The following is an 11,888-nucleotide window of genomic DNA, read 5'->3' on the forward strand; positions in this document are numbered from 1 at the left end:
GGAGAAGGTGCCCGAAGGGCGGATGAGGGGGCGACGTCGCCGGGCGGCCCTGATCAGTCCTTTGCAGCGTCCGCATTCCCCTGCGGCGTCCGGCTTTCCATACCCACCGAGGTGCGCACGTCGAACAGTTCCGGGAAGAACGTCAGCGCCAACGCCTGCTGCAGGAAGCCCACGCCGCTGGAGCCGCCGGTGCCGCGCTTGAACCCGATCACCCGCATCACCGTGCGCATGTGGCGGAAGCGCCAGAGCTGGAACTGGGTTTCCACATCCACCAGGTCCTCGCACAGCGAATACTCGCGCCAGTAACAGTCGGTGTTCTCGTAGATGCGTTCGAACACCGGCCGCAGGCTGTCGTCGGCCACATGCGCGGCCGTCCAGTCGCGCGCCTGGTAATGCTGCGGAATCGCATGCCCGAAGCGCGCCAGGTAACGCAGGAATTCCTCGTACAGGCTGGGCGCTTCCAGCACCTCGCGCAGCCGCGCCTGGCCCTGCGGGTCGTAGGCGAACACCTGCAGCATCTGCGGATTCTTGTTGCCGAGCAGGAACTCGATATAGCGGTACTGCAACGACTGGAACCCCGACGAGGGACCGAGCACGTCGCGAAACCCCATGTACTCGCTGGGCGTGAGCGTCTCCAGCACCGACCATTGCTCGGTGAGCTGGCGCAGCACCTGCTTGCTGCGCGCCAGCACCTTGCGGCATTGCCAGACCTCGTCGCGCTGCAGGTGCACGATGGCTGCTTGCAGCTCGTGCGCCAGCAGCTTCAGCCACAGCTCCGAGGTCTGGTGCTGGATGATGAACAGCATCTCGTCGTGGTGCGCCGGCTCGGACAAGGGCTGTTGCGCCGACAGCAGCTGGTCCAGCCGCAGATAGCCGCCATAGGTCAGCCGCCCCTGCAGATCGGTGTGGATGCCGGGTTCCAGGTCACGCAGGTTGTTGTCGACGGGCATGGCGAGGGCAGATGGATCGGGCCGACCAGGGTAGCGCGCTTGGCAGCCGCCGCGGATTCGGGATTCGGGATTCGGGATTCGGGATTGGGGATTGGGGATTGGGGATTGGGGATTGGCGGAGGGCGGAGGGCGGAGGGCGGAGATGATCGTGGCGCGTCGCCGGTTGGATGCGGCTGGAGCACGGACGTCGTGCCTGGATGGATATCGATCTCGGGAGGCGGGCGCGGCTGTTGCGCCGGGTGTCGGCATCGCTGGGGTGGCGGGGACCGTTCGGTAATCGATGGCGTTCGGACGCGGCGGGTCCGATGGCTGCCGGAGTTGTTGCGCCCGGTTCGCAATCGCCTGGGGGTTGGCCGCCTGTCGGCCGCCTGCTTGTTTGCTCGCGGCCGTGGGTCGGCAGGTGCCGGGCCGGTGGGTGCTTGCGTCGGTAGATGCAGAGTCATCAACCCGTCTGCTGCCGCTCCCGGGCCATGGGCCGCCGGCCAACTCTTTCACCCCTGAACCACCTGGCGTGCCGCCGACGCGGTCTCAGCCGCTGCGCCGCTGTCACCTTATCGTCAACCTAGGTCTGCAAATTCATGCAGAATTCAACGGCGCTGCCGGCCAGGGACGTGGCCGGACCAGGGGAGCGCTTCACGTCTCACGGATCAGGGGACTCTTATCTCATGCATGTGTTGCAGCGTCGTGCAGCCTTACTTCTGTGCGGGCTGGCCTGTGCCGGCCACGCCCAAGCCCAAGTCGTCATCAGCCAGGTCTACGGCGGTGGCGGCAATAGCGGCGCCACCCTCCGCAGCGATTTCGTCGAGCTGCACAACACCGGCACGACCACGGTCAGCCTCGATGGCTGGTCGGTGCAGTACGCCTCGGCCGCCGGCAGCAGCTGGCAGGTCACCCCGTTGGCAGGCAGCGTGCCGGCCGGCGGCTATTACCTGGTCAAGCAGGCCGATGGCAGCGGCGGCAGCGTAGCGCTGCCCACGCCCGATGCCACCGGTACGCTGGCCATGAGCGGCACCGCCGGCAAGGTGGCGTTGAGCAATGCCACGGCCGCACTGAGTGGCGGCTGCCCCACCGGTTACGCCGATCTGGTCGGCTACGGCGGCAATGCCAGCTGTGCCGAAGGCAATGCGCCCACCTCCGCTCCCAGCAATACGCTGGCGGTGCTGCGCGGCGGCGACGGCTGCACCGACACCGACAACAACGCGGCCGATTTCGCCACCGGTGCGCCCACCCCGCGCAACAGCGCCAGTGCGGCGCGCCTGTGCAGCGGCGGCGGCCAGCCGGTCGCCACGCTGGCCGATGTCAGCCAGGCCGAGGGCAATAGCGGCAGCCGCAGCTTCGTGTTCACGCTGAGCCTGAGCCAGCCGGCCGGCGCCGGCGGGGTGAGCTTCACCGCCGCTACCGTCGATGGCACCGCCACCGCCGGCAGCGACTATGTCGCCTTGCCCGCGACCACCTTGCGCATTGCCGCAGGCGAGCGCACGGCCACCATTGCGGTGGATGTGCTGGGCGACACCATCGCCGAGCCGGATGAAAGCTTCCGCTTGCAGATCAGCGGGATCACCGGCGCGCTACCGGCCACGCTGAGCGCCGCCGGCACCATCGTCAACGACGATTTCAGCCTGCTGCCGATCCACGCCATCCAGGGCAAGGGCGCACGCTCGCCGCTGGACGGCCAGGTCGTCGCCACCTCAGGCATCGTGACGGCACGCCGCAGTGCCGGGTTCTTCCTGCAAGCACCGGATATTGAGGCCGACGCCGACCCGTCCACCTCCGAGGGCGTCTATGTCTACACCGGCAGCGCGCCGCCGGAAGCCGCCGCCGTCGGCAACCGGGTGCGCGTGCAGGGCACGGTGATCGAATACGTGCCCAGCGCCGACCCCACCCAGCCGCCGCTGACTGAGATCGGCGGCAATCCCACCGTGCTGGCCGATTCCACCGGCAACCCGCTGCCGATGCCAGTGGCGCTCAGTGCGAACTTCCCCAACCCCAACGGTGCCTTCGATCAGCTCGAAGCGCTGGAAGGCATGCGCGTGGCCGCCGCCAGCCTCACCGTCAATGCGCCCACCGGCGGCAACGTCAACGAAACCAATGCCACTGCCACCAGCAATGGCGTGTTCCATGCCGTGGTCACCGGCGTGCCGCGTGCCTACCGCGAACCCGGCGTGCAGTTGCCCGACCCGCTGCCTGCCGGCTCGCCGGCAGGCGTGCCACGCTGGAATACCAACCCGGAAGTGATCGCCGTCGGCAGTGCCGGCGTGGGTGGCGAGCGGCTGGATCTGGCCGCCGGCTGCCAGGTGCTCGACGTGATTGGTCCGCTGGACTACGGCTTCCGCCGCTACACGCTGTACCCGGAACGCACCCCGCAGGTGAACTGCAACGGTGCCGACCAACCACGCCCCGCGCCGCTGCCGCAGGCCGACGACGTGGCCGTGGGCACCTACAACATGGAGCGCTTCTTCGACGACCAGAACGACCCGGCGATCGGCGAACCGGTGCTCACCCCGGCCGCGTTCCAGGCCCGCCTCAACAAGGCCTCGCTGGCGATCCGCAACTACCTGCATACGCCCGACGTGCTGGGCACGGTGGAAGTGGAAAGCCTGAGCGTGCTGCAGACCCTGGCCGCGCGCGTCAATGCCGACGCGGTAGCCGCCGGCCAGCAGGACCCGCGCTACGTGGCGTATCTGCAGGAAGGCAATGACGTCGGCGGCATCGACGTCGGCTTCCTGGTCAAGACCGCCGAGGTTGCCGGCGGCGTGCCGCGTGTGGAAGTGCTCTCCATTGCGCAGGAAGGCAAGACCACGACCTGGACCGAGCCGGCCGGTGGTGTCAGCCTGCTCAACGACCGCCCGCCGCTGGTGCTCACTGCCAACGTGCACCAGGCCGACGGCCGCGTGCTGCCGTTGACCGCCATCGTGGTGCACCAGCGCTCGCTCAACGGTGCCGAAACCGACGATGCGGCCGGTACCCGCATCCGCGCCAAGCGCCAGGCCCAGGCCGAGTATCTGGCGCGCCTGCTGCAGGCACGTCAGCAACTGAACCCTGACGAAAAAGTACTGGTGATGGGCGACTTCAACGCCTTCGAGTTCAACGACGGCTATGTCGACGCGATGGGCACCATCACCGGCAAACCGGCGCCGGATGCGCAGACTGTGGTGGGCGGCGATGGCACCGATCTGGTCGACCCGGACTACACCGACCTGACCTGGTTCAACACGCCCGACCAGAGCTACTCGTACGCCTTCGACGGCAACGTGCAATCGCTGGACCACATCCTGGCCAGCGATGCGCTGATGCGCACGCCGCAGATCGCCTCGCTGTTGGTAGGCCATGCGCGCATCAATGCCGACTTCCCCGGCACCGCGCGCAACGATGCCAACACGCCCACGCGCCTGTCCGACCACGATCCCACCGTGGTGTTGTTGCGCATGCGCAAGCAGGTCAATGCAGACCTGGGCGTGGCGGTGAGCACCGCGCGTCCCGAGGTCACCGAAGGCGAGCGCATCGAGTACACGGTGGACGTGGACAATCGCGGGCCGGAGAGCGCCGCGTTTGCCGCAGTGGCGTTGGCATTCGATGCCGCGGTCAGCCCGCGCGTCAGCGCTGCGCCGGGTTGGGTGTGCCAACCGCCGCAGACCGGTACGCAGACCGTGGTCACCTGCACCATCGCGTCGCTGGCGCCCGGCAATGTGCAGCGTTTTGCGGTGCAGGTGGAGGCCGGCGCCACACTGGCCGGCCGCGCGTTGCTGCTGGCGGCATCGGTGGCTTCGCAGACCCCCGATCCGCAGGTGGACAACAACACCGACACGGCCAGCGTGACCGTGCTGGCGCAGCTGCGCAGCGATCTGGCAGTGCGGCTCGATGGCCCGGCCAGCCTGCCGACCAGCGCCTTCAATGCCAGTTACCGGGTGCTGCTGGACAACATCGGCACTGCCCCGGCACAGCGCCCCAGCGTGGTGATCGAAGGCAATACCGTGTCTGCACTGTCGCTGCTGGTTCCGCCACGCGGCTGGCGCTGCGACAAGCAGCTGCAATCGCTGCGTAGCGCACGCTTCGTCTGCAGCAGTGCGGCGTTGATGCAACCGGGTACGCAGGCGGTGTTCCAGCTGAGCGTTGCAACCCGGCCCGTCCCGGCCGCGGGCGCGGTCCGCGTGCAGGCCAGCGCCACGTCCGCATCGCCGGACGCGAACCCGGCCAACGATTCGGCGCTGATCGTCACTCCGATCGGAGGTGGTGCGGGCCGTCGCTGATCGCACTGCACCACGTCACAGTTACCAATAGTGACAAAGGGCGCGGCCTGGTCCGCGCCCTTTTTTTTGTGCATCCCAGCATCATTGTGTGTTGCGGTGCAGGACGGGGTTTTGCTCCACCGTCCTTAACATGGCAACTCATATCATTTGAAACTTCTTGGTGAAGGTGTCGCCGCAATGAGCGTAGCCGCGCAGTTCCAGATCGACTATCTGCAATACATGGACGCGGACGGCAAGCTCGTCCGCGACGACCTGCCGGCCGACGCCGCCAACCCGCAAACCCTGCTGGCGCTGTTCAAGCGCATGCTGTTCGTGCGCACCTTCGACAGCAAGTCGGTGGCGCTGCAGCGCACCGGCAAGCTCGGCACCTACGCGGCCAGCCTGGGCCACGAGGCCACCCACGTGGGCATCGGCGCGTCGATGCGCAGCGGCGATGTGTTCGCGCCCAGCTACCGCGAATACGGCACCATGTTCGAACGCGGCGTGCGCCCGCGCGACGTGCTGCTGTACTGGGGCGGCGACGAGCGCGGCAGCGATTACCCGCGCAATGCCGATGCGGCGATCGACTTCCCGATCTGCGTGCCGATCTCCACCCAGTGCCTGCACGCGGCCGGTTCGGCGCTGTCGTTCAAGCTGATGGGCAAGCCGCAGGTGGCGGTAGCCTGCTGCGGCGATGGCGGCAGCTCCAAGACCGACTTCTACGCCGCGCTCAATTCGGCCGGCGCCTACAAATTGCCGTTGATCCTTTGTGTGATCAACAACGGCTGGGCCATTTCGGTGCCGCGCGCCGCGCAGACCGGCGCGCAGACGCTGGCGCAGAAAGGCCTGGCCGGTGGCCTGCATTGCCTGCAGGTGGACGGCAACGACCTGATCGCGGTGCTCGAGGCGATGCGGCAGGCGCGCGAGCGCGCCCTGGCTGGCGACGGCGGCACGGTGATCGAGTTCATGACCTACCGCCTCACCGACCACACCACCGCCGACGATGCGCGCCGCTACCGGGGCGAGGACGAGGTCAAGCAGGCCTGGACCCGCGAACCGCTGCTGCGCCTGCGCCGCTATCTCACCGCGCAAGGCCTGTGGGACGAAGCGCAGGAAGACGCCTGGAAGGCCGAGTGCAGCGCGCGCATCGACGAAGAGGTCAATGCCTACCTGAACACCCCGGTGCAGCCGGTGGAAGCGATGTTCGATTACCTCTACGGCGAGCCGCCGGCCGAGTTGCTGGCCCAGCGCGCCGAGGCGATGGCCCTGGAGGCGCGTCATGGATGAGCTCAAACATGTGCCCGCCGATACCTCGCAGCACGCCAGTGCCCCTTACCACGCCGCTGCCACGCGCGGAGAGATCGCCATGAGTTCGCCCATCACCCTGATCGAAGCCATCACCCAGGCACTGGCCTGGGAGCTGGACCACGACCCCACGGTGCTGGTGCTGGGCGAGGACGTCGGCGTCAACGGCGGCGTGTTCCGCGCCACCGCCGGCCTGCAGCAGCGCTTCGGCAGCGAACGCGTACTGGATACCCCGCTGGACGAAACCACCATCGCCGGCCTGAGCGTCGGCCTGGCCGCACAGGGCATGAAGCCGGTGGCCGAAGCGCAGTTCGACGGCTTCGTGTATCCCATGGTCGATCACCTGATCTGCCACGCCGCACGCCTGCGCAACCGGACCCGCGGCCGCCTGCATTGCCCGATGGTGCTGCGCGTGCCGTGGGGCGGCGGCATCCGCGCGCCGGAGCATCACAGCGAAGCCAACGAAGCCATCTTCACCAACGTGCCCGGTTTGCGCGTGGTGTTGCCGTCCTCGCCGCAGCGCGCCTATGGCCTGTTGCTGGCCGCGATCCGCGACCCGGATCCGGTGATCTACATGGAGCCCAAGCGCATCTACCGCCAGTACAAGGAAGTGGTGGCCAACGATGGCGAAGCGCTGCCGCTGGATGTGTGCTTCGTGCTGCGCGACGGCACCGATGTCACCCTGGTGGCCTGGGGCGCGCAGGTCAAGGAAGCGCTGGAAGCGGCCGACAAGCTCGCCGGCGAAGGCATCAGCGCCGAAGTGATCGACGTGGCCACGCTGCGCCCGCTGGACTTCGACACCATCGCCGAATCGGTGGCCAAGACCGGCCGCTGCGTGATCGTGCAGGAGGCCCCGCGCACCGCCGGCTTTGGCGCGGAAATCGCCGCGCGCCTGGCCGAGCAGTCGATGTACGACCTGGTCGCGCCGGTCGAACGCGTCACCGGCTACGACACGCATATCCCGCTGTTCCGGCTGGAAATGAAGTACCTGCCGAGCGTGGAGCGGATCGTCACCGCCGCGCGGCGTGCGGTGGCTGCCGGCTGACATGCGCGCCCGTCTGCTCTGCGAGCACCGCGCCGCCTACGCCAACCCGGTCCGCTTCCACGCTGGTCAGCGGGTCAGCGTCGGCGTGCGCGACGAAGAATGGCCGGCGTTCGCCTGGGTCACCACCGATGGCGGCCGTGCCGGCTGGGCACCGCTGGCCTGGCTGCGCCCGCTGGGCGAGGGCCTGGCCGAAGCGCTGCGCGATTACGACGCACGCGAACTCGATGCCCAGGCGGGCGAGGACGTGTTGCTGCATCACGAACACGGTGGCTGGTGGTGGTCCGAGCGTGCCGATGGCGCGCAGGGCTGGCTGCCGGCGGCCGACCTGGAACTCCTCGAAGACACCCTGCCGCCATTGCCGGCGGCACAAGAGAATCTGCCATGAGCCAAAGCAAGACGTTTCACCTGCCCGACCTGGGCGAAGGCCTGCCCGACGCCACCATCGTCGAATGGTTTGTCAAGGAAGGCGACAGCGTGCGCCTGGACGAGCCGCTGGTGTCGATGGAAACCGCCAAGGCGGTGGTCGAGGTGCCCTCGCCGTTTTCCGGTACCGTGGTCAAGCTGGCCGGTGCGGCCGGCGATGTGATCGTGACCGGCGCGATGCTGGCGCAGTTCGCGCTGGATGCCTCGCAGCCGCAGCGCGCCGATGGCCAGGACACCGGCCACGGACATGGGCACGGTGGCGCGCAGGCGCAGACGCCCAGCACCGGCCAGAGCGCGGCCGGTCCCAGCGAGCGCGTGGTCGCATCCGACAATGGCGGTGAGATCGCCGATGCGGATGCCGGCGCCGATGCACCGGGCGAGCGCGACGATGCCGGCACCGTGGTGGGCGCCATGCAGAGCTCCAACACCGTGCAGAGCGAACAGGCCATTGCCGTCGGCGGCGTACGCGCCATGCCGGTGGTACGTGCGCTTGCGCGCAAGCTGCGCGTGGACCTGGCGCAGGTGCACGCCACCGGCGCGGACGGCACGGTGACGCTGGCCGATGTGAAGCAGGCTGCAGCCGCAGGCACCGCGCGGCCCTCACCCGGCGCGCAGGGCGCGCCGACCTCTCCCGCAAGCGGGAGAGGTGGTCTGGTCGGTGACGGTGGGAGAGGTGGTCTGGTCGGTGACGGTGGGAGAGGTGGTCTGGTCGGTGACGGTGGGAGAGGCGGCCTGGTCGGTGACGGTGGGAGAGGCGGCCTGGTCGGTGACGGTGGGAGAGGCGGCCTGGTCGGTGACGGTGGGAGAGGCGGCCTGATCGGTGACGGTGGGAGAGGTGGCCTGGTCGGTGACGGTGGGAGAGCCAACGGAATTGCTGCAGACGGCAGAGATCGATCGGCAACGACGACCCTTCTCCCGCCTGCGGGAGAAGGTGCCCGCAGGGCGGATGAGGGCAGCACTACCCGCTCCACGCTCTCGGCCAGCGGCAAGCCGATGCGCACCCAATCGCCCGGCACCAGCGTCAAGGGCCAGCCCGAACAGCTCAAGGGCGTGCGCCGCAACATGGCGCGCGTGATGGCCGATGCGCACAGCAAGGTGGTACCCACCACGCTCAACGACGACGCCGACCTGCACGCCTGGCAGCCCGGCAACGACGTCACCGTGCGCCTGGTGCGCGCCATCGTGCGCGCCTGCCAGGCGGTGCCTGCGCTCAACGCCTGGTTCGATGGCGACGCGCTCAACCGCACCCTGCACCACCAGGTCGATATCGGTATCGCGGTGGATACCGAGGAAGGCCTGTTCGTGCCGGCGCTGCGCAATGCCGACATGCTCGACGCCAACGGCATCCGCGAGGGCATCAACCGCCTGCGCCAGCAGGTGGAAACCCGCAGCATCGCCGCCTCCGAACTCAGCGGCTACACCATCTCGCTGTCCAACTTCGGCATGTTCGCCGGCCGCTATGCCACCCCGGTGGTGGTGCCGCCGTGCGTGGCCATCGTCGCCGCCGGCCGCGCGCGCTACCAGCTCGTACCGGTGATGGGCGGCGTGGAGACCCACAAGGTGATGCCGCTGTCGCTGACCTTCGACCACCGCGCCGCCACCGGCGGCGAAGCCGCACGCTTCCTGCGCGCGATGCTGGACGACCTGGCGCTGGCGCAATGATCTGATGCCAGTCGTCGCGGTGGCTCGGCGCCACCGCGACGTGCCACCACATGAATAGCGCCTGCGCCATCGCATCCCGTCGGCGATGGCGCAGTTCTCTGTTCGATTGTTCGATTGTTCGACGGCCGGATTGCCCACTGTCCAAGCGCGCGACGCGAGCCACCCATTACGCGGGGCTCGCTGGCGCAACCAGCGCGATGACGGCTACGTCTGACGCAAGCGCGGTCGTCGTGTCGGCCATCTCGCCCCCAGGGGCCACGCTGCGGGTGCGCCAACGCCCGCTGCCGCGCGAATGCCTGGATAATCGCCGCATGTCATTTGCCCAACTCTCGCTGTCGCCACGGCTGCTGCCGTTTTTCGAGACCGCACTGCGCCAGGCCGGTCATCGCACGCCCACGCCGATCCAGCAGCAGGCGATCCCCCCGATGCTGGCCGGGCGCGATCTGATTGCGATGGCGCAGACCGGCTCGGGCAAGACGCTTGCCTATGCGCTGCCGTTGCTGCAGCAACGCCTGCTCGCCCCGGACGCCGCCCCGCGCGTGCTGGGCGCGCTGGTGCTGGTACCCACCCGCGAACTTGCCGCACAGGTGGAGGCCACGCTGCGCCAGCTGGCTGCGCACCTGCCCCGGCGGCTCAAGATCGTTGCCGCCACCGGCGGCAGCTCGATCAACCCGCAGTTGCTGGCGCTGCGCGGCGGTGCCGACATCGTGGTGGCCACGCCCGGCCGGTTGTTGGACCTGGTGGAACACAACGCGCTGCGCCTGGGCGAGGTCGCCACGCTGGTGCTGGACGAAGCCGACCGCCTGCTGGACCTGGGCTTCGGCGCCGAGCTCGATCGCATCCTTGCGCGATTGCCGGCGCAGCGGCAGAGCGTGCTGGTGTCGGCCACGTTTCCGCCCGCCATCGCCGCGCTGGCCAAGCGCCGGCTACGCGACCCACTGCGCATCGCCGTCGAAGCCACGCCCGAACAGGCGCCGGCGATTGCGCAGCGAGCCATCAGCGTGGATGCCGCCCAGCGCACCCAGCTGCTGCGCCAGTTACTGCTCGATCACGGCTGGCCGCAGCTGCTGGTGTTCGTCGCCAGCCGGCACACTGCGGAAAAGGTCGCTGAAAAGCTGGAAAAGACCGGTATCAGTGCACAACCGCTGCACGGCGAGTTGAGCCAGGGCCGCCGCGAACGCACGCTGTCGGCCTTCAAACAGCAGACTGTGCAAGTGGTGATCGCCACCGATCTAGCAGCACGCGGCATCGATATCGTGCAACTGCCGGCAGTGATCAACTACGACCTGCCGCGCTCCACCGTGGAGTACACCCATCGCATCGGCCGCACCGCACGTGCCGGCGCCAGCGGCGTGGCGATCAGCTTCGTCACCGCCGACAACGCGCAGCAATGGCGGTTGATCGAAAAACGCCAGGGCCTGCGTGTCGCCGCCGAGGTGATCGCCGGCTTCGAACCCACGCCCAGCGATGCGCCCGCCGCGGGCACGCCAACACGTGCCGCCGGCGACAACGGCGGCATCAAGGGCAAGCGGCCCAGCAAGAAGGACAAGTTGCGCGCGGCCGCGCAGGCCGCGACCAAGCCCGACTGACCTGCGCAGCGGGCGCGGCACATCGCGGTGCGGATGACGCCCTTCAAGTCGCTGGCAGCGCATGGTCGCCAGAGGCGTACCGCGGGGCTGGCGCGCTGCTTAGGCTCGTCAAACCACGCAATATGGCCGCAGGCGCCACTGTGTATGCAGACTGTACTGGGATGGCGGGCAACGCCAGGCGAGCAATCGCCCGGCAGGTGCGGGCGACACGGACAGGACACGATACCGGCGGAGGACGGCAGATTTCAGCAGCCGGCTGCGCCTGCCTGGCAGCGGCGCCGTCATCCAGTCATGGGGTCATCTGAAAACCGCGTTCAGTCCTGCTCGAAATCCAGCTCGCCACCGGCCAGCGCCTCGCCATCGGCACGCGGGGTGCGCTTGGCGGGCTTGCGCAGGATTTCCACGAAGAACTGGTCGCCACCGTCGCCGGTGAGCGCATTGATCGAGCGGATCAGCTCTGCCGGCGGCAGCGGCTGCGCACTGGCCTCGTCCACGCCGAAGCGCATGTCGAAGTCCCAGTAATCGGCTCCTTCCGGCAGATCCTTGCGGCGCTCGCGGCGGATGTACTTGCGGATATCGTGCTTGCTGGCTTCCAGCAGACGATCGCGATTCTTGCCTTCGAGGTTGAGCTGGTAGGTCTTGCGCATGGCGACTTGGTTCCGGAACTGGCCGCCTATTGTGAGGCCAT

Annotated in this window: 7 protein-coding genes and 2 pseudogenes; 7 read left to right on the forward strand and 2 right to left on the reverse strand. The window is 68.5% G+C overall.

Features of this window, described 5'->3' with window-relative positions:
* Positions 1-53: 53 nt before the first annotated feature.
* A complete protein-coding gene (locus tag ACCQ05_RS19320) occupies positions 54-950 on the reverse strand; it encodes a tryptophan 2,3-dioxygenase (protein WP_372392147.1) in 897 nt (298 codons plus the stop codon).
* 665 nt (positions 951-1,615) lie between these two features.
* Between ACCQ05_RS19320 and ACCQ05_RS19325 the strand changes: the two genes are divergently transcribed.
* The 7 genes and pseudogenes from ACCQ05_RS19325 to ACCQ05_RS19355 all read left to right on the forward strand — a co-directional run bounded on the left by ACCQ05_RS19325 (position 1,616) and on the right by ACCQ05_RS19355 (position 11,200).
* On the forward strand, positions 1,616-5,197 hold the full coding sequence (locus ACCQ05_RS19325; RefSeq protein WP_372392148.1) for a lamin tail domain-containing protein: 3,582 nt from the start codon (positions 1,616-1,618) through the stop codon (positions 5,195-5,197).
* Positions 5,198-5,374: 177 nt separating this feature from the next.
* Positions 5,375-6,463 carry a pyruvate dehydrogenase (acetyl-transferring) E1 component subunit alpha gene (pdhA, locus tag ACCQ05_RS19330; RefSeq protein ID WP_372392150.1) on the forward strand — a complete coding sequence of 363 codons (1,089 nt, stop codon included), beginning with the start codon at positions 5,375-5,377 and terminating at the stop codon, positions 6,461-6,463.
* Positions 6,456-7,526 (forward strand): alpha-ketoacid dehydrogenase subunit beta, encoded by a 1,071-nt coding sequence (locus tag ACCQ05_RS19335; RefSeq protein ID WP_228962129.1) that lies wholly within the window; start codon positions 6,456-6,458, stop codon positions 7,524-7,526. Before pdhA ends, ACCQ05_RS19335 begins: the two co-directional genes overlap by 8 nt.
* Position 7,527: 1 nt before the next feature.
* Positions 7,528-7,911 (forward strand): SH3 domain-containing protein, encoded by a 384-nt coding sequence (locus ACCQ05_RS19340; protein ID WP_104541782.1) that lies wholly within the window; start codon positions 7,528-7,530, stop codon positions 7,909-7,911.
* A pseudogene (locus ACCQ05_RS19345) lies at positions 7,908-8,588 on the forward strand (biotin/lipoyl-containing protein); the annotation flags it as partial. The gene ACCQ05_RS19340 and the pseudogene ACCQ05_RS19345, both read left to right, overlap by 4 nt.
* Before the next feature lie 189 nt (positions 8,589-8,777).
* Positions 8,778-9,611, forward strand: a pseudogene (locus tag ACCQ05_RS19350) (dihydrolipoamide acetyltransferase family protein); the annotation flags it as partial.
* Between the two features lie 311 nt (positions 9,612-9,922).
* A complete protein-coding gene (locus tag ACCQ05_RS19355) occupies positions 9,923-11,200 on the forward strand; it encodes a DEAD/DEAH box helicase (protein ID WP_372392151.1) in 1,278 nt (425 codons plus the stop codon).
* A 314-nt stretch (positions 11,201-11,514) separates the two neighbouring features.
* Here the strand turns inward: ACCQ05_RS19355 and ACCQ05_RS19360 are convergent, their stop codons facing one another.
* Entirely contained in the window at positions 11,515-11,847 is a 333-nt protein-coding gene (locus ACCQ05_RS19360) for a DUF6172 family protein (RefSeq protein WP_029218563.1), read from the reverse strand.
* Positions 11,848-11,888: the final 41 nt, after the last annotated feature.

The sequence above is a fragment of the Xanthomonas sp. NCPPB 3582 genome, from assembly GCF_041475735.2.
GTDB lineage: Bacteria > Pseudomonadota > Gammaproteobacteria > Xanthomonadales > Xanthomonadaceae > Xanthomonas > Xanthomonas codiaei.